General features: G+C 54.6%; 15 protein-coding genes. 12 read left to right on the top strand and 3 right to left on the bottom strand.

Annotation, left to right across the window (positions count from 1 at the left end; all coding sequences use genetic code 11):
- Positions 1 to 7: 7 nt before the first annotated feature.
- Genes BLQ88_RS00695 through BLQ88_RS00680 form a run of 4 tightly spaced genes read left to right on the top strand, consistent with a single transcriptional unit; the run spans position 8 to position 4,518 of the window.
- A complete protein-coding gene (locus BLQ88_RS00695) occupies positions 8 to 790 on the top strand; it encodes a hypothetical protein (protein WP_229212513.1) in 783 nt (260 codons plus the stop codon).
- Complete coding sequence (locus BLQ88_RS00690; protein WP_229212512.1) at positions 783 to 3,500, top strand: hypothetical protein; 2,718 nt, start codon at positions 783 to 785, stop codon at positions 3,498 to 3,500. Before BLQ88_RS00695 ends, BLQ88_RS00690 begins: the two co-directional genes overlap by 8 nt.
- Positions 3,501 to 3,508: 8 nt before the next feature.
- A complete protein-coding gene (locus tag BLQ88_RS00685) occupies positions 3,509 to 4,042 on the top strand; it encodes a hypothetical protein (protein ID WP_229212511.1) in 534 nt (177 codons plus the stop codon).
- Positions 4,042 to 4,518, top strand: coding sequence for a hypothetical protein (locus BLQ88_RS00680; RefSeq protein WP_090145714.1), 477 nt, complete (start codon positions 4,042 to 4,044; stop codon positions 4,516 to 4,518). The genes BLQ88_RS00685 and BLQ88_RS00680 overlap by 1 nt, the downstream gene beginning before the upstream one ends.
- A gap of 215 nt (positions 4,519 to 4,733) precedes the next feature.
- On the opposite strand, the gene BLQ88_RS00675 is transcribed toward BLQ88_RS00680, so the two are convergent.
- Both BLQ88_RS00675 and BLQ88_RS00670 read right to left on the bottom strand, forming a co-directional pair.
- Positions 4,734 to 5,267, bottom strand: a complete 534-nt coding sequence (locus BLQ88_RS00675; RefSeq protein ID WP_090145713.1) for a DinB family protein — start codon at positions 5,265 to 5,267, stop codon at positions 4,734 to 4,736.
- Between the two features lie 63 nt (positions 5,268 to 5,330).
- The gene (locus BLQ88_RS00670; RefSeq protein ID WP_090145711.1) at positions 5,331 to 6,464 is read right to left on the bottom strand and encodes an alkene reductase; all 1,134 of its coding nucleotides are present in this window, start codon (positions 6,462 to 6,464) and stop codon (positions 5,331 to 5,333) included.
- Between the two features lie 86 nt (positions 6,465 to 6,550).
- Between BLQ88_RS00670 and BLQ88_RS00665 the strand changes: the two genes are divergently transcribed.
- On the top strand, positions 6,551 to 7,414 hold the full coding sequence (locus BLQ88_RS00665; RefSeq protein WP_090145710.1) for an AraC family transcriptional regulator: 864 nt from the start codon (positions 6,551 to 6,553) through the stop codon (positions 7,412 to 7,414).
- Between the two features lie 2 nt (positions 7,415 to 7,416).
- Here the strand turns inward: BLQ88_RS00665 and BLQ88_RS00660 are convergent, their stop codons facing one another.
- A complete protein-coding gene (locus tag BLQ88_RS00660) occupies positions 7,417 to 11,385 on the bottom strand; it encodes a hybrid sensor histidine kinase/response regulator transcription factor (protein WP_176884847.1) in 3,969 nt (1,322 codons plus the stop codon).
- A gap of 146 nt (positions 11,386 to 11,531) precedes the next feature.
- On the opposite strand from BLQ88_RS00660, the gene BLQ88_RS00655 reads away from it, so the two are divergent.
- The 7 genes from BLQ88_RS00655 to BLQ88_RS00625 all read left to right on the top strand — a co-directional run bounded on the left by BLQ88_RS00655 (position 11,532) and on the right by BLQ88_RS00625 (position 24,990).
- A complete protein-coding gene (locus BLQ88_RS00655) occupies positions 11,532 to 15,185 on the top strand; it encodes a choice-of-anchor Q domain-containing protein (RefSeq protein ID WP_090145707.1) in 3,654 nt (1,217 codons plus the stop codon).
- A gap of 141 nt (positions 15,186 to 15,326) precedes the next feature.
- Positions 15,327 to 15,962 (top strand): NUDIX hydrolase, encoded by a 636-nt coding sequence (locus tag BLQ88_RS00650; protein ID WP_090145705.1) that lies wholly within the window; start codon positions 15,327 to 15,329, stop codon positions 15,960 to 15,962.
- A 193-nt stretch (positions 15,963 to 16,155) separates the two neighbouring features.
- Positions 16,156 to 17,490 (top strand): sugar porter family MFS transporter, encoded by a 1,335-nt coding sequence (locus BLQ88_RS00645; protein WP_176884845.1) that lies wholly within the window; start codon positions 16,156 to 16,158, stop codon positions 17,488 to 17,490.
- Positions 17,491 to 17,514: 24 nt separating this feature from the next.
- Complete coding sequence (locus BLQ88_RS00640) at positions 17,515 to 18,486, top strand: carbohydrate kinase family protein (protein WP_090145703.1); 972 nt, start codon at positions 17,515 to 17,517, stop codon at positions 18,484 to 18,486.
- A 31-nt stretch (positions 18,487 to 18,517) separates the two neighbouring features.
- Complete coding sequence (locus BLQ88_RS00635) at positions 18,518 to 21,679, top strand: SusC/RagA family TonB-linked outer membrane protein (RefSeq protein ID WP_090145702.1); 3,162 nt, start codon at positions 18,518 to 18,520, stop codon at positions 21,677 to 21,679.
- 19 nt (positions 21,680 to 21,698) lie between these two features.
- Positions 21,699 to 23,411, top strand: a complete 1,713-nt coding sequence (locus tag BLQ88_RS00630; protein WP_090145700.1) for a RagB/SusD family nutrient uptake outer membrane protein — start codon at positions 21,699 to 21,701, stop codon at positions 23,409 to 23,411.
- Between the two features lie 76 nt (positions 23,412 to 23,487).
- Positions 23,488 to 24,990 carry a glycoside hydrolase family 32 protein gene (locus BLQ88_RS00625; protein ID WP_090146274.1) on the top strand — a complete coding sequence of 501 codons (1,503 nt, stop codon included), beginning with the start codon at positions 23,488 to 23,490 and terminating at the stop codon, positions 24,988 to 24,990.
- Positions 24,991 to 25,033 lie beyond the last annotated feature (43 nt).

The following is a 25,033-nucleotide window of genomic DNA, read 5'->3' as shown; positions in this document are numbered from 1 at the left end:
TTACCGAATGAAATGGACTGCCTTACTTAGCATGATGCTACTGGTGCCCCTCCCGATGCGGGCATCGGTAGTGATCTTGAACGGATTGACACACAGCCACAGCATTCCGACCGCCTCCACGAAGGTCCAGGGGACCATCAAGGTGAAAAATGAGGGCGGAAAAGACTCCCGTATATTGGTATACCGTCAGGACCTCGTAGCCCAATGCGATCAGCAGGCGGCGTACCCGGAAATCGGCAGCCACAGCAGGTCGCTGGGAGCCGGTTTGAAGACGAATGTCGATGAACGGGTGATCGCCATCAACGAGGCCTACGACCTGCGGTACACGATCGAAGGCGATCCGAACCGCCAGCCGGGCACGTATTGGGAGGTGATCATGGTGGAAGTCGCCGATCCTGTGCGCGAGGAAGCGCACGGCGGCATACAGGTCAATTCGAAAGTACGTTACGCCATTCAGGTGATCGTGGACATCGGGCCGGTGGAAGGGCCGCCGCTGTCCTATGAGAAGGTCGCCTACGAAAAGGTTTCTGCCGAACAGTCGCTTCTGAAAGTAGTTTTGAAGAACAACGGCTCTTACGGCGCGCGTACGAATGTGGTACTCGAAGTTTACGACAGCAACGGCAACAAGCTCAAAACCACGCAACCCAACACCCGAATGCTCTATCCGGGCAATTGCAGCACGTTTGAGATACCTGTTACCGACGTGCCGAAAGGCAAATACGACTGCGTGATCATCGCCGACACGAAAAAAGACCTGTTCGGATCGAACATTTCTTTACAGATTGAATAATCCTCCTCTTCCATTGTACCGGCTCATCGCCATATTGATTTTAATGTCGGGCCTGAATGGTTACGGGCAATCGCCGGTGGCCGTCAGCCTCGCCAACATGCCCGACACGGTTATACCCGGTGGGCATATCACACTACTATTTGATGTAAAATCCTCCTCACCCCTACCAGATTCGCTACGGGAAGAAATACAGCTGCCCGAAAAATGGCGGCTGCTTTCCCAGCGGCGACCTGCAAGAACAGCCGACGACCGGACGGTGCGCTATTTTTACGTGATAGGCACGCCCGCCACCTCGGCCTCGGGCGAGTACCAGGTAAAGTTTTCCGTAAATGGCGTGGCCACGAATGTCCCGCTCACAATCGGGCAAATCCGGAACGTGGAGCTGTTCGTAGTTTCCCAGCCCGAATTTATCCGCGAGGGCGATACACTTCGGCTCACATACCAGCTCCGCAACTCGGGGAACAATGCCGAAAAGATACTTTTGAAACCGGAACGTGGCAAGCTCGACGACATTCCCGACAGCCTCACCCTCGAACCGGGAGCCGGTACCAATGTGACCGTCTCGCAAATCATTCCTGTCACCGACAACAATGCATGGCAGGCCTCATCAAGCCTTTCGGTCGTGATGACCGGCGGCGCCGAGCCCGTGTATTCCGTTACCAGCATACCCGTTTTTTCCTCCAAAGTCAGAAAGATCGACCGCTACTTCCGCTTTCCGGTGGAAGTAGGCGGTACGTATCTGTCGTACCGGTACGGCGGCCGGCAGGTTACTGCCTACCAGTATCAGGCTACCGGCAAAGGCTTCATCGACCAGAAAGAACGCCATTACATCGATTTTACCGTCCGGGGTCCCAACCAGTTCGTATTTCCGGCGGTGGGTACTTACGACCAGTATTCGCTCGATTATGCATGGCGCAAGCGCCTGTCCGTATCGGTGGGTGATTATGTTTTGCAGCTAAATAACCTGATGGAATTCGGCCGTTTCGGGCGCGGGCTGCGCGTGGAACAGCAGTTTAAGAAAATGGCTTACACCGTATTTTACCAGAAAGCGAGGTTTTTCCTGAATCAGAAAGACTCGTTCGGAGGTAAGTTTTTGTTCAAAATCAATGAGAAGGCCGATATCGGGGTGCAGTACGCTTCCAAAAATGTGTTTTTCCACGACCGGCGTTTCTGGTCACACATGACGGGTCTGGCAGCGAATGTACACACACGGGAATTCAACCTCGAAAGCGAGCTGAGCGCCGGGCAGGCGATCGGCAAAACGGATTACGGCGCATTCCTGCGGCTTCAACTGTCCAAAAAATGGATCAGCGTTACCAGCAATGTCATTTATGCCGGAAAGCATTTTTATGGCTTTTACAACAACAGCCGCCTTTTCAACAACAATATCGGCTTCAATATCACGCGCAAACTCACCATCGGCGCAAGTAACAATTTCTCCGACGTAAACCCCAGCCTCGACGCCAACCTGTACAGCGTCTCGCCCAAAGACCGCAGCTATATGGGTTACATTTCCTTCCAGCCCGACCAGCGGAACCGGTTTTTTATGTTCTATTCCAAAGCGGAGCGCAAGGACAGGCAACAGCCCGCGTCGTTCCATTACTCCGAGAATTTCAGCAATTTTTCCTATAACCTAACTTCCAAAAAGTTCACGCTCTTTTACCAGGGCCGTTATGGTTATTCCAAAAACCACCTGGCCCCTGACGGCGACGGGCGGAACGAGTCGTTCTCGAACCAGGCGCAACCGGCCGTTCGGCTATTCCCGTGGATATGGCTGGGCGGATATTTCGAACACCAGCATACGAGCAAATTCTCGGCGTCCGGCACGATCGAAAACCTGTTCTTTTACGGCGGTAATGCGCGGGTAAGTATCAAAAGGAACCTGTATGCGAGCTTTTTATACCGAAACAATTATGCGCCCGACGAGCTGTACGTGCGCAGGAGTTTCGTAGACGCTTCGGTAATGCTGGATTTGAAAAGACACGTTTTCACTTTCTCCGGTGGCCGCTCCTACATTCCTAATCTGGCCAATACCGACCAGAATACGCTCTTTTTTAATATCCGGTACGCTTTGCGGCTGAATGTGCCGCTGGGCCGGAAAAAGAATATCGGTACGGTGAAAGGCCAACTCACGGGCTTCGGCTACCGCAAGCAGGGTAACCTCATCCAGCTCGGCAGCCACAAGTTCATGACCGACAGCACCGGCATGTTCACGTTCGAAGGCGTGGCACCCGACCGCTATTACCTCAGCATCACCCAAAACGAGTCGGGCAGCGAGGGCGTAGTGCCGGTAGTACGCATGCCAATGCTGGTAGATGTGCGCGCCGACAGTCTCAAAATGGTGGAAATTCCGTTCACCCGCACGGGCAGCATCGCGGGCAGGATCGAATTTTTAAGAGCCAAACAGAATGGCCTCTCGTCGGTACTGAATGAAAAGCCTTCGGTTCTGGTAAAACTGAATGGAGAGAACGGCAACTACCTTACCGAACTGAACGACAAGGGCGAGTTTTCGTTTCGCGAAATACGGCCGGGCAACTGGGAAATATCGGTATTCATCCCCGGTACCCAGGACCGTTTCGTGGTAGAAGAAAGCAGCCGCCAGCTCACGGTAGAAACCGATAAAACGCTCGATCTGACATTCCGGATCAGACCAAACGAGAAGCGTATCCATTTTTCGGAAAGAAATTTTGAAGTATCTGTGAAAAAATGAGGTATCTGATGCTCCTGTACTGTTTCCTGCCCGGCTTCGCTTCGTACGCGCAGACCGTCGCGACGGTGGACGTTAGCCTCACGATGCCGTCGGTGGCGCTCGTGGATATCCTGCCGTCGGGTTCCAGCAGCGTTACCCTGCAAATGACCGCCCCCACCGAAGCCGGCAATATCCTTGGAACGGGCACTGCAAACAGTGCCAACTGGCTCATATTCACCTCGGCAGTGACTTCCGGGGCATCGCGGAGCATCAAAGGCGATGTGGTAGGAACACTTCCGCCTGGCATTCGGCTGCGCCTCGATGTGGCCAGTTACGTCGGTACGGGGCAAGGCTTTACGGGCGGCAACAGCTACGTCACGGCCAACAAGTACCTGACCAACACGCCCGTAAGTTTTATAGACAATATCAAAGGCGCCTACACCGGCATTACCTACGGCAGCAGCGGGTTCCGACTAAGCTATTCGCTTGAAATTCAGAATTATGCCAACATTCGCAGCGGCACCTCGAATGTGACGGTGCGGTACACTATGGTCGACAACTGATGAGATACATTACCGCTTTTTGCATTGCAATCCTGAGCATATTCACTGCTTCCGCGCAAACGATTACGATCAACAGCGGAAACACGTGGTCCATTCCCTCCCTCTCATCGACGATCACCAAAGCCGGCAAAAACTACGAGCACGTAGAAACCAGCAGCGCGTCGCAGACCTTGTTCAAAGTGAATGCATTACTGGGTTGGACCCTCACCGCGCACCTCAGCACAACCTCCAACTGGGACCCATCGCTCAAACTGTACGTGCAGCGCACCGGCAACGGCACCGGCATCGCGATCCTCAGCGGGGGCACCACCTACATCCAGCTCACCAGTACCCCGCAAGTATTCTTCACCGGCCTCCTCAACCTCCTCGCCCACCGCGACAACATCCCCATTCAATACAAAATCGAAGGATTATCGGTGATGCTGCCGGTGAAGACGTACACGGCTACGGTGACTTATACGATTTCGGGGTTGTGAGGGGCCTGCGGCCTGACCGCCGACCGCTGACCATTGACGGCCGATTGCATGTTAGCGACGTTGTTGGCAGCGCTGAAAGCGCTGGTGCAAATCTCTTGATTTGTACACACTATTCGCAGGCCTCCGGCCGGTCCATAACGCAGCTTTATCGCAGTGCCGACCGGCCGGAGGCCTGCAAATAGTAGCACGAAGGTAGACCTTCGCGCCATTGCTACTCAGTTTTGAGGCTCGTACTTGCCAAATGTACGCTCCAAAAACGACTCTATCCTCGCCTTCTGCCGCAAGTGGTGCCTGAAATGCATCTCCGAAAACTGAAACCACTCCTCGGCGCACAGGTAATGCAGGCCCGGGTGTTTTGCTTTTCCGTGGAAGAGGCTCCTGGCTATCAAAAGGTCGGTTTCGGCAACCAACGTTTTCAGCTGGACGAGCCGGTCGACCAGGAACTGCTTGCAGCCCGGCTGGCGGACGAATGCATTCGAAGGCGGCCCTTCGAGGATCGCGTCGGGAAATGCATTATTGCGCAGCATTGCTTTGGCCTCCGAAGTGCAGTCCTCCATCGCGTGGTCGTTCGATGCGAGGCAAATTTTGATCTGGCTGAAATAAAACTCCGTTTCGTCCAGAATGTGCATATACACCTGCCCCAGCGACCAGGCGCCCGGCCCCGGCTGGGCCAGCAGCCTCGCAATATCAGAAGCTTCCAGCGATTGAAGCCAGATATCGATGGTGTGGTGGTAATCCTTGACCCTCATGTTGATAGTATTGTTGATTTTAAATACAAACCTAACCGGATCACCTGTTAAAATGCGCGGGGTTTAACGACAATCTGCGGTGGTATTTGAGCCAAATATGCGGTTGCGAGTAAGATTGGCGAAAGGATAGTCGATATACCCGCCGTCGCCCCCCTGGTAATAGGTTTCCGGATCACCGGTGGCAAGCGGAATGCCAAGCTTGAAACGCTCCGTGAGGTCGGGGTTGGCGATGTAAGGCTTTCCGAATGCGATCAGATCGGCCAAACCGGCCTGCAACGCAGCTTCGGCCGTTTCGACAGAATAGCCGCCGGCGAGTATGACTAGCCCCTGGTAGCGCTGGCGCAGGTCCCGGAGGAATGCTTCCGGTATTTTGCCCAGCCCCACGGGCCCCTGATCGGACAAATGAATGTATACAATGCCCATTTCCTGCAATGCATCCACAATGTAACGCTGCGTCTCCGCCTCCTCCGCATAATCGGGCAGGTCGTTGAGCTTCACGAACGGCGAAAGGCGTATCCCCACGCGCTCCTTCCCGATTGCCGCTATGGTACCTTCCACGATTTCGAGCAGAAAACGGCTGCGGGCGGCAATGCTTCCACCGTATGCGTCCGTGCGCCGGTTGGTGTGCGGGTGGAGAAATTGCTCGGGCAGGAAACCGTGCGCCCCGTGTATCTCCACGCCGTCGAAACCAGCCGCTATGGCGTTCACGGCACCTTGAATGTGCTCGTCGATCAGCCTGCGCACATCGTCAAGGGAGGCCTCCAAAGGCTCGCTAATCGGTAAATGAATGTCTCCCGCAGTGCGTATCAGCCCTTCCGCCGTCACCGCCGACGGTGCGATCAGCGGCATCTGCCCTTCGTTATTGAGGTAATGCCCGATGCGGCCCGCGTGCACGAGCTGCATGAAAATCCGGCCGCCCCGCGCATGCACTTCGCCGGTTACGTGCTTCCATCCGTCGATCTGCACCTGGTTGTAAATTCCGGGGGTTCCCATGTAACCGATGCCGTTCGGCGCTACGGCGGTGTTGTCGGTAATAATGAGCCCGGCACTTGCGCGTTGCCCGAAATAGATGGCTGCGGATTCGCCCGGAATGCCGTTCAATGACCTCCTACGATTCATAGGAGCCATTACGACGCGGTTTTGTAGTGCGAGCGCTCCGGCTATGAGTGGTGCCAATAGTTTTTTCTCCGTATTCATAGTTGCTTTTTTTGAATACAAAACTATCTCCGCTACCTGCCGTCCGGCAGTGACATTGCACGGTTTTTTCGGTATTTTTACGGGTTATGAAACAAAAGACATTGCATCAGCCCTTTGAAGTTCACGTGGCCGATATGGATTGCTGGAATGAGCGGCCATTGATCTACCATTTCTTCGAGATCGTCAGGATCATGGACGGTACCGGCACGCGGGAGACGAACAGGAACCGCTTCCAATATGGCCCCGGCAGCATTTTCCTTTTCACCCCGCTCGATTGCCGCGGCTTTGATGTGCAAACGCCCACGCGGTTCTGCTCCATCCGTTTTTCGGAAGTATTCCTGTCCGAATACAAAACCGAGCAGGACAAGGACCGGATTACCGCCTGGCTGAAACAGCTGGAAACGATTTTTGCACACCATAACCGTTTCGAAGAGCTCCTGATCCGCAACGAAGGCGATTGCGGGATGATCGCTTCGCTGATTTCGCACCTGATCACCGAATACGAGCAGCGCCAGCCCGGCCACGAGGACAATCTGCGGCATCTGGTCACGCTGATACTCAATGTCATTACGCGCAATGTGCACGACGGACGCACTACCGACAACCCGGGCGCGAAGGAAGGGCTTATCAACCGGCTGTTACTGCATATCCAGCGGCATATCGCCGATCCTGAAAAGCTGCGCGTCGACCATCTGGCGGAGCAATTCAATCTGTCACCCAACTATGTAGGCGAATATTTCCGGAAATACACGGGAGAAAGCCTGCAAAGCTATGTGGCCTCGTCACGGATCAAGCTTGTGGCGCAGCGTCTCACCCAAAGCAACCTCACTGTCAGCGAGATAGCCGCCGAACTGGGTTATACCGACGAAAGCCACCTCAGCCGCCAGTTCCGTAAGCACCACGGCACGAGCCCGTCGGCTTTCCGAAAAGGCATCGTCATAGCGGCCTGACCTTATGGAATGCCGCTCGCCGCGAACTCGCGGGGCGTCATTCCGTACAAATCACGGAAGCATTTGGCAAAATAGGACAAGTTATCAAAACCCACCGCATAGGCTGCCTCCGACACCGAAATACCTCCGGAAAGCATTGCAGCCGCTTTTTTCAAGCGATAATTACGGATCAGCTCAACGGCCGAAAGGTCGGTCAGCGTTTTGAGCTTCCGGTTCAGGCTGCTGTTGCTCATGCCGATCTCGCGGATCAGTTCGGTCACCCCGAAATCGGGGTCGTCAAGGCGGGTGTCGAGGATGTGGTACAATCTCGTCAGGAACGGGTCGGTAATGCGCTCCGGCTCGGCGGGTAATGCAGCGGGCGTCGCGAAGCCCGCGCGGAGGCGCTCGTACAGGCGCGCCTGGCGATCGAGCAGGTTACGTATGCGCAGGCGCAGCTCGGGCAGGTGGAACGGTTTGGTAATGTAGTCGTCCGCACCGAGTTCAAGCCCCTCCACCCGGCTTTCGAGGGCCGATTTGGCCGTCAGCAGCACCACCGGAATGTGGCTTGTCTCGAGGTTCGATTTAATGTGTTTGCAAAAAACATAACCATCCATCACCGGCATCATCACATCGCTGATGATCAGGTCGGGCATGATTTCTATGGCCATTGCCAATCCTTCCTCGCCATTTTTCGCGTGGTAAAAGCGGTAATTTTCAGCCAGGCTGTCGGATACGAAATCCGCCAGGCCTGCATTGTCTTCCACCAGCAGGATTTTGTGTAAATGCGTTTCGTTATGCTTCAAATGGCTGTTTCCATTCAGCCTAGGAGTCAGGTTTTCGGTTGATTGCCGCGCTTCTCCCCGGCGATAAGGCATAGCCACGGTAAACACCGTATCGAAACCGTCCGCGCCGCTCTCAACCGACACATTCCCACCCTGCAAATCCACCAGTTCCTTCACAATCGCCAGACCAATGCCCGTGCCTTCGCGGTAACCAGCTTGCTGATCGGCCTGGTAAAACCGGTCGAAAATGCGGCTGAGCTGCGCGCCGGGTATCCTGGGCCCGGTATTCGAAACTGTGATTTCAATACCTTCCTCACCGGTTATATTCAATGCGACCTGTATCCGGCCGTTTTCATTGGCAAACTTCACGGCATTGGAAAGCAGGTTGGTGAGAATCCGTTCCAGTTTTTCGTGATCAAACCAGTAATACCGGCTTTCAAGGCTGTTTTGGAACGCCAATTCAATATTTTTAGCCTCCGCAGCCATTTGAAATGTGCCCGTAAGCATCTCCACAAAATCCGCGAGATCGCCCCAGGCCGCATCTACCTGCGTGGTACCGGCTTCGAGTTTGGACAAATCGAGCAACTGGTTAATCAGCCCTAGCAGCTGCCGCCCATTCCGTTCAATCAATGAAAGCCGCTTGTTGTCCTTTTCCTGCCGTGGCTCTTCCAGCATTTGGCCGGCCGGTCCGAGGATCAGCGTCAGCGGCGTCCGGAATTCGTGGGTAATGTTGGAGAAAAAACGGGTTTTCATTTCGTCCAGCTCACGCAATTGCTCCGCTTCCCGCGCTTTCAGGTCTATTTCTTTTTGCTTGAATAAAATAGACTGCTGCATCCTTACCCGGTTGATATAAGCACGCAACAAAACGTAAACCGCACCCAGAAATAGCAGAAAATACAGCCCATAAGCCCACCACGTCCGCCACCAGGGCGGGGCAATGCGGATATGCAGCTCGCGGATATCAGAACTCCACACGCCGAGCGTATTGGATGCATTCAGCCGCAGCACATAATGCCCCGGGCGCAGGTCGGTGTACTTCGTAACGGGCGTTTCCGTCTCGATCCAATGCTCGTCAATACCTTCCAGCTGGTAGCGATAGCGGATTTTGTCGCTCCGGTTGTACTGCATGGCCGCGAATTCAATGGAGAGGAAGTTCTGCCAATGCGCCAGGTTGAGGGCTTGCATGGAGGTCACCGGCAGCTCGCCGGCCGATAAGCGCGGTTCCAAATGCGCATTGTTGATGGAAATAGCGGTGATAAAAACCGGAGGGCGGTAATGGTCCTCGTTCGCCTGCCTGGAATCGAATGCGGTTATCCCCTCCATTCCGCCCAGGAAAATGCGGCCGTCGGGTAATGCGAGGGTGTGGAACCGGTTGAACTCGTCGGCCATGAGACCGTCCTCGCGGGTATACGTGCGCGTACGCAGCGTGTTCCTGTCTACCTGGCACAATCCCTGGTTGGTAGCCACCCACACATTGCCCCGTCGGTCGGGAATGGCGGCGTATACCACGTTATTTGGCAGGCCGTTTTGTTTTGAAAGCAGCTCGCAACGTCCCGTACGCTTGTCGAACTTGCACAAGCCGCCGCCGAATGTGCCGATCCAAAGCAGGTGATCGTCCAGCGGATCGGCGAAAAGGCAGTACAGGTTATCATTACTCAGCGATCCCGCGGGTGCATTATACCCATACCGCCTGATCGCGCCCGAGGCCTTATCGATCCGGTAAAGCCCACGGGTAGTCGTCGAGACCCATAGGTACTGCCTGTCGGCTACAATCTGGTTGATACCCGATTCGATACGCGGACGAATAGGATACTGGAAGCGCGTCCAGGTGCCGTTTTTGTAGGAAAACAAAAGGCTGTCATGCACCGCCCACATGCGGCCGTCGGGATCTTTCGCGATGCTGACCGCCAGCTCCGACCGTTTGATATCCTTGATTTCTACGGGAAAAGGAATGCTGCGAATGCTCCGTGTCGACAGATCGAGTTCATAAAGTGGCGTTCTGCCGGCGCTGAACCACATTTTTTGCGGGTTTTCGAATGCATAGCGGAAATTATAGGAAAAAAGATCGGTCGGCAGCTGCGCGATTTCGGCTTGCGGCACTTTCAGAAAGTATTGCAGCAGATCCGGGATAAAACCAGAAGAATAGGCTTTTGTAATAAAATAACTCGCTCTCAAATTGTATTTCCGAATGCCCTGCCCGTTGGTACCCGCCCAAAGCACGTCGGACCGATCGATAAAAAGGCTTTTGAATTCGTGCACATCGGCTTGCACGGGGAATTCGGCAAGGCTATCGTCGGTACCGAGCCGGTAGAGGTGGTTCATCCGGAAAAAATACACATTGCCCTTGCTGTCGGTCACGACGGGGTGCCGGTATTGCGCCTCGGTATCGAGTACCAGTTCGCGGCGTTGGCCAAGGCCGGTCGTGGGATCGAGCAATGCCATGCCGGTGTCGTACAACACGAGCAGGCGGCCGTCTTTCAGCCCTTTCAATGCATTCACACGCTGATCGATACCGCCTGCGAGTGTGGCTGAATGGTATTTGGTAAATTGCTCCATCCCTTTTTTCTGAACAAAAATGCCTTTGTTCGTAACTGCCCACATATCGCCTGCCCTGTCTTCGCTCACGAACCGCACATGCGCCTCTACGATGGCGCTTGTATCGCCGGTCGAGCGGTGGTATTCTTTTATTTTATGGGTATTTAAATGAATATAGTCCAATCCCCCGCCGTCCGACATGAGCCATAGCCTGTGCTGGCTGTCGGCATACATATCCCTTAAAAAACGCTTTCCAAACTGCCGTTGGTAGAACGACTGGCGTGAGAAGTTGACGAATGTCTCGCGTACCGGATCGAAAAGGTCGATATGCCCCTGGTCGGAGGTGATCCAGATTTTTCCGTCGGCGGTGGTTTGCAGATTTTCAAGTCCTAGTGAGGAAAGCGACATCTCCTGTTCGTCCGACGGTTGGAATACCCTGAATCCCCGGCCGTCGTAGCGGCACAGCCCGTCGCGCGTGGCCAGCCACATGAAACCGCGCGCGTCCTGCACGATACCGGGTACAAAACCCTGGGGAAGCCCTTGTTTCGCGGTGATAATTTCGGGGACCGGAAAGCCTACCGACTGCGCCGATATGGTTTCGGACAGGCACACACCGGCGATCAGCCAATACAGCAAGAATACGATAAACGGGCGGAGCATGTAGAATTTCTTCAAAAGGGGGTGCTTTGAAGCTAATTTACGACAAAGCAGCCTTCTGCGATTAAATTTGAATAGTTTCTGACTAAAAATTGACAATTCCACGGCCTCCCGGCATTCCATATTGCGGGCTGAAATGAACACTCATCATTCCAGCCTAAGCTATGAAGACACAACTACTACGACCCCTTTTCACACTGTTCTGCGCACTGCTGGTTGCCACTGTCGCCCATCCGGCCGTGATCTACAATAACACGTTTCCGAACAGCAACTTCAACAACCCAACTTCCATTAACTCCAATCTCACGAGTGCGTGGACGGGGATTGGCGACACACCTTACTCGTACAATTACGCCGGCAACAATGCTATGGCACTCGCTGCACACAACCATGTTTATGTGCTTACCGTAAACATTAAGGAAGGTTTCCAGGTAGAGCTGACCAGCATTACATTCAATAAGTTCTCTTCCGACAATGCGACCTTTCAAGTCCAGGTCGACGGGGTAAATTACGGAGCATCTTTTACTTCGAGCCTCACGATGGCCGGCATTACCCGGACCAAAACCGTTTCCAAGCTCCGGAACCGGATGGTGATCCGGATCGCGGTGACGAACAGCACTACGCCCAATCAAAATTATTCGGGGATCGACAATTTCGTCCTTAACGGAACCGTAAGCGGCTACGACCCTGCCGCAGAAGCGCAGCCTGACGCGAATGGCGTTCTGTACGTCGACGGCGGCACCAGCTCGCCCGGCGACGGCAGCAGCTGGGACCATCCCCTCAAACGCATGTACCACGCCACACGCGGCGCAGCATTGAACACGGCCATCAAGCAGGTGTGGGTAGTAAGCGGCCAGTACCAGACCGAGGCAGCGAACACGCCTTTTATCCTAACCGACGGCGTGGGTTATTACGGTGGTTTCGAGGGGTATGAAAGTGATTTGCGCGATCGGTTGCTCACCAACCAGTCCACACTCGCCGGACAGGGCGGTACCGTCATCACGACGTCAGGCGCCGGCGCCACCACGCGCCTCGACGGGTTCACTATTACCGGCGGCACAGGGTTTTCTGTCAACAACGAGCGGCGCGGGGGCGCATTACATGCAACGAACTCCTCGCTGGTGATCGCCAACTGCGTATTTAGCGAGAATGCCACCGACCCTTCCGCGACCGAAGGCAAAGGCGGCGCTATTTACCTGCTCAATTCAAGCCCTTTGATCCTGCAATGCATTTTTGCGGCTAATTCCGCGAAAGGGACGTCCGCTGGCAGAGGCGGCGCGATTTTTATCGACAATTCGTCCCCTACCATCCGGAATTGCACGTTTTCGGCCAATGAAGTCGGCGGCGGCGCCTCGGCGGACAACGGGGCGGCATTGTACGCTGTCAGCGGATCGTCGCCCGTTATTGAAAACAGCATTATCTGGAAAAACACCGACCCTGCTTCGCCCGGCGGTACCGGCAGTATCAGCGGCGGCGGAACGCCGGTGGTATCCTACTCGCTCGTTCAGGGCGGCTTCGCCGGGGGTACCAACATTCTCGACACCGACCCGCAATTCACCGACCCTTCACAGTATAATTTCGTGCAGCGCAAAGGCAGCCCGGTGACCAACGCGGGTAACCCGGCGACCGACCTTTCGGCTTTTCCCAAAAACGCAGACGACACGCCTATTGCGCTCGACGATAACCGGCGGCTCACCAGCCAGGCCATCGATCTCGGACCTTACGAGGTGACACCCGCCTCGATCTGGTATGTAAATGCAGCGAGTTCCATTCCTGCTCCTTCCGGCGACAGCTGGGCCAATGCATTTGCCGGCCTGCGCGATGCCCTGACGGTTGCTTCGGATGGCGACCAGGTTTGGGTCGCACGTGGCGAATATGCGATCGGGTCGATTCAGCTCGCATTCGTCCGCGGCGTGAAAATTTACGGCAGCTTCGTCGGCACGGAAACCACCCTCGACCAGCGCACTTTACCCATCGCGCACGGCGACCCGGCCACGGCGAGCGTAATTACTTCCAACGTCGGCCCGGCCATTGATAACACCGGCAATGATCTGACCCATGATGATCTTTTCGATGGATTTACGGTTACGGGCGTTTTTGGCAGCAACGGTGGGGCGATGCGTAATGTCGGCTCGTCACCCACCATTTCCAATTGTGCTTTTCTTGGCAACTATGCAACTTCCGGCGGGGCCGTGTACAATGAAGGGGGCGCCTCGCCGCAGTTCATCAATACGATATTCAGAGGCAATTCGGCCATGTTCGGTGACGGCGGCGCGGTTACGAACCGGATATCGTGCAATACCGTATTCATCAACTGCCTCATCGCCGGAAATTCGGCAAGCAACCACGGCGGGGCTATTGAAAACGATGGCAGTGTGGTGCTCGTCAATTGCACTATCGCAGGTAACCAGCAGGGCTCCGGCGGCGTGATCAGCGGGTTCGAAGGCCCTGTGATCGTTCGCAACAGTATTATTTATGGCAATGGTAGCGGAATCAGCAGCCAGGAAAGTACTATTTCTGTTGCATACAGCATCGTGGAAGGCTTAGCCGCCAGCGAGGCCGATCACAACCTGGCCGGCACCACCAACCCGCAGTTCGCCGGGCCGGAAGACTGGACGCTCCTTCCCTGCTCTCCGGCCATTAACCGCGGTACCAATGAAGCATTCTCCGAAATCCCGACGGTTACGACCGACCTGGCGCATAATGCACGCATTTACAACACCCAAACCGACATGGGCGCGTACGAAATGCAGGCGATCACAGGCCCGGGCACATTACCCGCGAGCGGCGACCAGGCTACCCTACCCGTATATGCTGGCGCGACCGCCATCACCAGCGATTGCAAGACATTCGGCCTCATCGAACCGACAGGCACACCCGGATCGCTCGGCAATGTGACGATCAAGACCTTCCTGGCGCCGGGCAATACCGTTTCCGAAGGGCAAAAGGTATTTGTCAAAAGGCATTACGACTTTACGCCTTCCGGTACCGACGGCCCTGCGAAAGTGACTTTATTTTTCTCCAAACAGGATTTCGAAACCTATAACCAGGCCTACGGAAACGCCAACAATGCCTCCCTCCCTGCAAACCTGAAAGTGGTGCAATACCATGGTACCAGCCCGTACGGCTTCCCCGGCACTTACTCCGGGCCTACGGAGCTGATCACGAACGTAACGGTAACCGAAAGCGAAGACCAAACCATGTACCTCGTTTCCTTCCAGGTGAGCGGGTTCAGCGGGTTCTTCATTTCGGGGCAATCCGAAGCCGCATTACCTGTTACGCTCGTGTCCTTTCAGGCTAAAAAGCGGGAGAACGAAGCCTACTTGCAATGGCAGACCACCTCGGAGGTCAACAGCGACCGCTTCGAGATCGAGCGCAGCGCCGATGGTAAAAACTGGCAATATCTGGGCCAGGTGGCTTCGAAAGGCGGCGTATCAACCCATACCGACTATTCCTATACCGACGCCCTTCCTATCACCGGTACGAATCTGTACCGGCTCAAAATGGTCGATAGGGCCGCGGACGGCATCGACGGCTCAATTGCCTACTCGCGCGTTGCCGCGCTGGAATTTGATGCGGAAAGAGTGGCTATTTACCCTAACCCGGCCGTGGGCGTGTCCGAGGTGGGGCTGAGAGGCTTGAAAACCGAAGATATCCGTGAAATCCGTTTACTGGATCAGACCGGTCGTTCGCTTGGGCAACCCGTGCTCCGGCAAGGTAATTTCAACATCGGCAATATCGGCGCCGGCAGCTACACCGTGGAAGTACAAATGGCCGACGGCAGCAAACGTCCACTGAAACTCATGATCACACACTAGCTACCGTAAGTCAATACTCAACGTTGGAAAGAGAGGCAGGCAGGATTTATGTAAATCTTCGCTTGCCTTCTCGCTTTTTAGGGGTTTTCGAATATTGATTGTTACCTTGGAAACCGGCATTTAACCGAAATTCCAAACATTATGTCCCCAAATCCCTGGCTGGCAGCCGTCAAACGCATTCTTGCCCTTTCGCAAACCGGCCTTGCCTTTCAACCCGGAGAATATGACCGGGAACGTTACGAGGAGATTCGGCAGATCAGCCTCGGGTTGCTTGCGGATGCGAGCAATGTACCCATTGAGCAGATTATCAGCCTGTTGCCCCATGAGGTAGGTTACGTGACGCCCAAAGTCGATATCCGTGCTGTGATTTTTCGTGGTACCGACGAAGTATTGATGGTTCAGGAAAAAATCGATCACGACCGCTGGACGCTGCCCGGCGGCTGGGCGGATGTGGGCTACACGCCGTTTGAAGTGGCCGTGAAAGAGTGTTTCGAAGAAACCGGCCTGCATGTAGAAGCGGTGCGATTGCTGGCGGTTTTCGACAAGCGCAAGCACGATCACCCGGAAGAGCTCTGGTATGTTTATAAATTCTTCATCCTTTGCAACATTACCGGCGGTGAAATCCTTGAAAATACAACTGAAACTTCCGGTGTGAGCTGGATAAAATTCGGCGACCTGCCGGGACTCGACTTGTCGGCAAACCGGGTTACGTATTCGCAGATCGCGCGGTTGCTGCCTTTCGCTTCCGATCCCGGTTTGCCGGTTTTGTGCGATTGATCAATGGCGAAACATTTCTGCAAAACATTGTAGCAAATCTGAAAACAGCGTCTTTTTAAATTAATATAACACATTTAAAAACAGTTAGTTATATAAAAATCTATACCATGTAAAATTTAAAAATATTTGGTACGGATTCGAAAATAGATTGCCCGGAGAGCCGGTAGCTTCGTCAGAAATTAATTCAACAATCATGACAAGCAAAAAGGTAATCTTCTGGGCATTCACAGTCGCGCTGGGCGGTTTTTTATTCGGTTTCGATACGGCGGTCATCTCGGGCGCGGAGAAATCGATCCAGCAATTGTGGGGCCTCACTACGGTGCAGCACGGGTTCACAGTTTCCATCGCGTTGATCGGCACCGTCCTCGGGTCGCTCACCGGCGCCATTCCCTCCGAGCGTTACGGGCGCAAGTACACCCTCTTCGCCATTGCTGTCCTTTACCTGCTGTCATCAATCGGCTCGGCCCTCGCCTCCGACTGGATTTCCTTCCTCATTTTCCGCTTCCTGGGCGGCATCGGCGTGGGCATTTCGTCGGTTACCGCGCCATTATACATTTCCGAAATATCCCCCGCCAACTCACGGGGCCGGCTGGTGGCCATGTTCCAGTTCAATGTGGTGCTGGGTATACTTATCGCCTACCTGTCCAACTTCCTGCTCGTAGGCATGGGCGACAACGACTGGCGTTGGATGCTGGGCGTACAGGCGTTCCCGTCGCTTATTTTCCTCGTAGCCATCCTTTTTGTACCCGAAAGCCCCCGCTGGCTCATCGTCAAGCGTGGCCGGGTAGAAGAAGCGCGTCAGATTTTATCGGTAGCCAATGGCGGTATCGACGTGAGCGGCATTGTTTCCGACATTCAGAATTCGGTCAATGCGGGTAAGGAGAACGGCAGCAGCTTTTCCATTTTTTCATCCCAATACAAACTACCCCTTGCGCTGGCGCTGCTTTTTGCCTTTTTCAACCAGGTTTCGGGCATTAATGCGATCATCTACTACGCGCCGCGCATTTTTGAAATGGCCGGTTTGGGCAAAAGTTCTGCATTGCTCTCTTCTGCGGGCGTAGGGCTGGTCAATTTCTGCTTCACATTCATCGCTATCAACCTTATCGACCGTTTCGGCCGCCGTACGCTGATGTTCATCGGTTCTTTCGGGCTCATCGCCACATTAGGGCTCGTGGCGCAGGCATTTTACAGCGGCAACCTCGGCGGGTACGCGGTACCGGTATATTTGTTCATTTACATTGCCTTCTTCGCATTGTCGCAGGGCGCGGTGATATGGGTGTTTATTTCTGAAATTTTTCCAAATCAGGTACGTGCTGCGGGGCAGTCGATGGGCAGCTTTATGCACTGGCTGCTGGCCGCGGTGATCGCATTCACATTCCCCTACATCGCCGAAACGCTCGGCGGCGGCAACACCTTCATGATTTTCTGCGGCATGATGGTGCTCCAACTGGTATTCGTGTGGAAGCTCATGCCCGAAACGAAAGGCACTTCCCTCGAACAGATCGAAAAGACATTGATCCTTCACTAATATCTCCACGCTAACCGATTATTTATGACACCGAAACTGACTGTTTTTGGAGAAGTGCTCTGGGATGTGCTGCCCGACGCTCGCCTGGCCGGCGGGGCCACCATGAATGTGGCCGCGCACCTGCAACGCTACGGCATGGACGTGGCGTTCATCAGCCGCGTGGGCCACGACGAGCTGGGGGCCGAACTGCTCGCATTCATGGCGCAGCAGGGCCTTTCCACCACTTTTGTGCAGACCGGCGAAACGCATTTGACCGGCATTGCCAAAGCCAATGTATCCGACAACAACGAGGTTACCTACAAAATCCTCCACCCCGTCGCCTGGGATTACATTCAATTCGACGCCGCGGCCGCGGAGCAGGTTACCACAAGTGACTACTTCGTGTACGGCACCCTCGCCGCCCGTGACCGCACCTCACGCGATACGCTCCTGCGCTACCTGGGGTATACCGGCACGCGCCCGCAAGCCGCGCAGGCATCCCGCACGCCTCACACCTGCATACCTGTGTTCGACGTGAACCTGCGCCCGCCACATTACGTCCGCGAGGAGGTGCTCGAACTCCTTGGCTTAGCAAGCATTGTTAAAATGAACGAGCACGAAATCCGCGAGGTAACCGGCTGGCTCACGCCATTCGAAAATGAAAAACAGGCCATGGCTTTCCTGACCGACCATTTCAGCCTCGATATGCTCATACTCACCTGCGGCGGCGACGGCGCGATGGTATTCACCCGCAACGGCGAATTCGAATCGCATGCCGGATTCACCGTGGAAGTAGCCGATACCATCGGCAGCGGCGATGCATTCCTGGGCGCATTTCTCTACCAGAACGCCACCGGGCATTCGCTGGCCGAATCGCTGGAATTCGCCTCTGCCGCCGGGGCATTCGTAGCCGGAAAAGCAGGCGCATTGCCTGCATTCGGAGAATCTGATATTCAGGACTTTATGCACACACAACTACCGCAGTTACCACTGCGGCAGCTACCCGTTACCCACTGATTTTAACCCCATTCTTTCAATCGAAAACACTATGAGAAAATTTTTACTGCTGGTGGCCTTCGCGGTCGCCTGCGTGGTACAAATGCCCGCCCGCGCGCAAAACAGGGCACAGATCAAGGGCGTCGTCAAGAGTTCCGACGGCGAGCCGCTTCCCGGTGTGAATGTCCTTGAAAAAGGGACGTCCAATGGTGCTGTTACGGATGTGTCAGGAGCTTATTCGATCTCTCCGGCCGCCGGGGCGACATTGGTATTCTCCTACATCGGCATGCAAACGAAAGAGGTGGCGACGGGCAACCAGACGGTCATCGACGTTACCCTGGATTACGACCAGAAAAGCCTCAACGAGGTGGTAGTAGTGGGTTATACTTCTTCCAAAAAAGAGGACCTCACCGGCGCCATTGCCGTGGTGGACATGGCTCCATTGAAAAACATCAGCTCCGGTAACCCCATGCAGGCATTGCAGGGCCGCGTGCCGGGTTTGTACATTGAAAAAACCGGCTCTCCGAACGGTACCAACTCGCGTATCCTGATCCGCGGCGCGAACACGCTGGGCAACACCGACCCGCTATACATCATCGACGGCGTGCCTACCAAGCGCCCGGAGGTGTTCCAGGGGTTGAACCCGAATTCGATCGAGTCGATACAGGTGCTGAAAGATGCCTCGGCGTCGTCCATTTACGGTTCGCGGGCTTCGAACGGGGTGATTATCATTACCACCAAAAACGGCGCGAATACGAACGGAAAGATCAATATCGATTTCAATACGAGCATTTCGACGCAATCCGAGAAGTATGCGCGGTTTAAAATGCTGAATGCCGTGGACCGCGGACGGGCATTGTGGCAGGCGTCGGTGAACGATAAGGTGAACCCCGAGGACGGTTACGGCACCTTATACCAGTTCGACTGGAACAAGGACTTCACCAACCCCATATTAAATGGCGTAAAAGTACAGCCACTCGTAGGCGGCAATGCCAATATGCCCGCCGGCGATACCGACTGGCAGAAGGTGATGTATAAAACCGGCATTGTGACCAACAACGAGCTCACGATCTCGGGCGGCAATGGTACTTCTTCATTGCAAATCAATGTGGGTTATTACAAAAACACCGGTATGCTCCGCTATACCGACTATGACAAAATCAGCGGACGCATCAACGGCCTGACCAGCGCATTCGACGGCAAGCTGAAAATCGGTGCTAATACGCAGATCGCTTCCTCGAACGAAACACTCGCTTCGACCGACATAGGCGGTGCGGCCACGCCCGGCCTGGCCGTTACCATCGCTCCTACCATTCCCGTGTATGCCAAAGACGGCTCCTGGGGCGGCGCCATCGGCTCGGGTTACTCCGACCGTAATAACCCGCTACACATGCAGGAGATCAACAAATGGGACAATGCGCACCGATTAACGCTGTTCGGTAACGTGTTTGTGGAAATTAATCCATTCAAAAACTTTTTCCTCAAAACCAGCCTCGGCGCAGACAATGCGGCCTATCGTTTTAAAAACATCGAACAATCCTTTGAAGAAGGGTCTTTCGGCCGCGCCAACAACAGCCTGACCGTCGATCAGAACCGGTATTTAAGCATTACCTGGTCCAATACTGCCCGTTACAACCTGGATTTGGGCAACAACCATTTCAAGTTTCTGGTGGGTATCGAAGCCATTAAAAACGATTCCGATTTTGAAATAGCCCGTAAAGAAGGCTTCGCCGTGCAAACGAGGGAATATTTTGTCTTGAATGCAGGCACAGGGAATACCAATGTGACCGGTTCCGGTTCGGGCAGCAGGCTGCTTTCGCAATTTGCGCGCATCGATTACGGCTTTTCGGACCGCTACCTGGCGGCCATTACCATCCGCCGCGACGGTTCGTCCCGCTTCGGATCGGCCAATGCGTACGGTATTTTCCCGGCGGCATCCGTGGGCTGGCGCATCGATAAGGAGCAGTTTTTCAAGGGTGTAACCAAAATAAGCAATCTGAAACTGCGGGCCGGGGTCGGCAGGGTCGGTAACCAGGAAATCGGCGATCTCGCCCGCTTTGGATTGTACGATACGCGTTACGGCGCGCGGCAGTCGCAGTTTCCGAACGGCCATAACGGCTTTTTCGACCAGTTTTACAACATTGGTACCGCCTATGACCTTAATGGAGCCAACACCGGCAACCTGCCTTCCGGCTTCGTGTCGATCCAGGGCGCTAACCCGAATTTGAAGTGGGAAACCACCGACGAAGCTAACGTCGGCCTCGATTTCGGGCTTTTCGACGGGATGATCCAGGGCTCGTTCGATTACTTTACCCGCAAAACCAGCGACATTCTCATCACGCCGCCCGTAGCGTCCGCCGTGGGTGAAGGCCAGTTGCGCGTGCTGAACGGCGCCGCGAAGTCTAACCGCGGTTTCGAGTTTTCTGCCGGCTACTATGCCCGCCCGAAAGGCGATTTCACATACAATGTCATGGCCGGCGTGAGCCGTTTTCGCGACAAAATCACAGAGCTGCCCGAGGAAGTGCGTGCCGCGTACCCGGGTAATGCGATCCAGACCATTCTCGGCCATTCGCAATTCGATTTGTTCGGCTACAAAACCAATGGCCTCTTCCAGAACCAGGCCGAAGTGGATGCCGCTCCCGCACAGGTGGGCGCAGGCCCCGGCCGCATCCGCTATGTGGATACCAACGGCGATAACCGCATCGACGACCTCGACCGTGTGTTTTTCGGTACCACATTGCCCGCATTCGAGTACAACCTGAAAGTGGAGGCATTCTACAAGTCGTTCGACTTCTCGATTTTCGGCTCGGGTATTGCGGGGCGCAAGGGTTTCGATATTTACACTTTCTATAACAACTTCATCCGCGGCCGCGAGAACGTAGGCCCGGGCGTGTTCGATGCCTGGTCGCCGACGAATACCGGCTCCAAAATCCCCGCATTGTCGCTTTCCGACGCCAATAACGAGACGCGTACTTCGGATTATTTCAATGTGAACACTTCCTATTTCAAACTGCGCAATATCCAGGTGGGCTATGCATTGAATTCGGAATTGACACAGAAGATCAAATTGCAGCGCGTCCGCATGTATTTGATGGCTGAAAATCTCTTCCTGATCAAATCGAAGCAGTTTACCGGCCCCGATCCCGAGCGCACGGACATCAACGCCATCCCGATCCCGCGGACATTCACATTCGGTTTGAACATTTCTTTCTAATCCCTGAAAAAGCATTGTTATGAAAAGCAAATACCTATTCGGACTGGTGGCAGGCGGCACGCTGCTGATCACCACCTCCTGCAACGATTTCCTCGATTACCAGCCGCAGGGGCTGCTGTCGTCGGAGAATGTCAAATCGGCCTCGGCCGTGGAATCGCTTGTGACGGCGGCCTATGCCGGGATCGGCAACGACGATATGATCGGGCCGATGACGAGCATGTGGGTGTACGGGAGCGTGCGCTCGGACGATGCCTACAAAGGTGGCGGCGGCGTTTCGGACGTGGCGGAAGTCGATTTTTACGAACATTACAACCTCACCCGCCCCGACCTCGGCCTGATGCACCCGTTCACGTGGGAGAATTTTTACAAAGCCATTTCGCGTGCTAATGCGGCGCTCACGAGCCTCAATGCATTGACGGACGCCGAGTTTCCCCTACGCGCTACCCGTATCGCCGAAATGCGTTTCCTGCGCGGTCATTCCCACTTTATGCTCAAAATGCTGTTCAAAAATGTACCTTATGTTGATGAAAAGCTGTCGAGTGACGACATTCTGAAAGAGTCGAATGTGCGCTACAACAACGACGAGCTTTGGAACAAAATCGGGGAGGATTTTCAATTTGCGGTCGATAACCTGCCACAGAAGCAAGCGCAGCTCGGCAGGGCCAACAAGCTCTCCGCCGCCTCCTACCTCGCCAAATTGCGGCTTTTCCAGGCCTATGAGCAGGATGCAACGCACAAAGTGACGGCCATTAACAAAAACCGGTTACAGGAAGTGGTAACCCTCACCCAACAGGTGATCACCTCCGGCCAGTACAGCCTGCAACCCGATTTTGCCGAAAACTTCATTGCCGAAACCGAGAACGGCCCCGAATCCATCTTCGCGATCCAGTACTCGATCAACGACGGTACCGCCGTGGGTCGCCTCAGCTATGTTACCGGCCTCAACTACCCGCATGGCGCACCGCAATACGGCTGCTGCGGCTTCCACCAGCCCAGCCAGAACCTGGCCAACGCCTATCGCACGGACGCGAACGGGCTGCCGCTTTTCGAGACATTCAATGACAAAAACGTGGATTTCAAGACCGAAACCGTGGACCCGCGCGTGGATCATACCATCGGCATCGACGGCCATCCTTACAAATACGACGCTACCAAGCCGTTCAGCAACAGCTGGGTGCGCGATCCGGGTGTGTATGGATTTTTTCATACGATGAAAGAGCAGCAGCTCGCCACCAGCGCTTCATATCACAAGGAGGGCCCGTTCATCGGCAGCTCCAAAAACATCGACATTATCCGCTATGACGATGTGCTGCTCATGCAGGCCGAGGCTTACATCGAACTCGGGCAGCACAGCCTGGCATTGCCGCTCATCAACCAGCTCCGCAAACGCGCCGCAGCGAGCACCGGTCGGTTGAAAAAAGTGGACGGAACATTGCCTTCGAAATACAATATCAAAGAATATGCGGCTTCCGGCTGGACGCAGGATTACGCCAGAAAGGCATTACGCTGGGAAAGAAGGCTCGAATTCGCGACGGAAAGCCCACGCTTTTTCGACCTCGTCCGCTGGGGTATCGCGGAGCAGACTTTGAATGCGTATCTTGAAAAGGAAAAAGTACGTCGTCCGTTCCTTTCCACTGCCAAATTCACTGCCGGGAGGGACGAGTACCTGCCCATTCCGCAGCGGGAAATCAGCTTTACGAAAGGGCTTTATGTTCAAAATCCAGGGTATTAAATTAAATAGCCACGAATACAAGAATTTTCACGAATGCTCTTCGTGTTCCTTCGTGTCTTCGTGGCATAAAAAAAACATGAAAAAACTCACAATACTAGCAGCATTTCTAGCCGCAAACTTCGCCCACGCTCAGGAAACCCCTGAAAAGTACCGCCCGCAATTCCACTTCTCGCCGAAGGCGAACTGGATGAACGACCCGAACGGGATGGTGTACCATAATGGCACCTACCATTTGTTCTTCCAGTATTACCCTGAAGACAAAGTGTGGGGACCCATGCACTGGGGCCACGCCACGAGCAAGGATATGCTGCATTGGAAGGAACAGCCGATCGCGCTCTATCCCGACAGCCTCGGCTACATTTTCTCGGGCAGCGCCGTGGTGGATGTCAACAATACCTCCGGCTTCGGAAAGGACGACAAAGCGCCTTTGGTTGCCATTTTCACGCACCATAACCCGGTGATTGAAAAGCAGAAAACCGGCCTTCACGAGTACCAGAGCATTGCATATAGCCTCGATGACGGCAAGAGCTGGACCAAATACAGCGGTAATCCGGTACTGCCCAATCCCGGCATCACCGATTTCCGCGACCCGAAAGTAAGCTGGTACGAACCGCAGAAAAAGTGGATCATGACGCTCGCTGCCAAAGACCGCATTGCGTTCTACTCCTCGCCCGACCTCAAAAAATGGTCGAAAGAGAGCGAGTTTGGCGCGGATGCGGGGGCGCACGGGGGCGTGTGGGAATGCCCGGACCTGCTCCCGCTTACGCACGACGGCAAGCAGGTGTGGGTGTTGATCGTCAATATCAATCCCGGAGGCCCGAACAAGGGCTCGGCAGGCCAGTATTTCCTGGGCGATTTTGATGGAAAAACCTTCACCGCGCATTCCAAAGAAACCAAATGGCTCGACTGGGGCGCGGATAATTATGCCGCCGTCACATTTTCTAACACCGGTAACCGCACACTGCTGATGGGCTGGATGAGCAACTGGCAATATGCCAACCAGGTACCTACCGACCCGTGGCGCAGCGCCAACACCATTTCCCGCGAACTGGGCCTGAAAACAGTAGGTAGTGAGCTGTACCTGACCTCGGTGCCTGCCAAAGAGCTGGATGCCATTGAAATGGAAGGTTATACCAAAAAGAACCTGTCCGTAAAGGCACCGGTAGACCTTGCGCCGAAGGGCGGTAATGCGTCCGGCCTCTTCCGGCTCGATCTGAAAACGGCGACGGCCGACGATTTTGAACTCGTACTGTCCAACAAGGCCGGTAACGAACTGCTGATCGGTTACGACAAGGCTGCCAACCAATACTACATCGACCGGTCCAGGTCCGGGAAAACCGATTTCGAGAAGGGCTTCGGGCAAAAACACACCGCACCGCGGTTTTCCAAAGACAGTAAAATCGCATTGACGCTTGTAGCCGACGTGGCGTCTGTGGAGCTCTTTGCCGATGGCGGGTTGACTGTTATGACTGATATTTTCTTTGCCGATACGCCGCTTTCGGGGCTGGGCATTAAATCCGCGAAGGGCATTAAGGTGGAGGAATTGCAGTACAATGCATTGAAACCGTCTATCGAGTAGCACAAAGCTGTGGTATCCGGAGCGACATTCCTGACAAGGCCTG

The organism is Dyadobacter soli (assembly GCF_900101885.1).
Classification (GTDB): domain Bacteria; phylum Bacteroidota; class Bacteroidia; order Cytophagales; family Spirosomataceae; genus Dyadobacter; species Dyadobacter soli.
The sequence above is the reverse complement of the archived record's forward strand: the minus strand, read 5'-3'. Positions and strand labels throughout refer to the sequence as shown.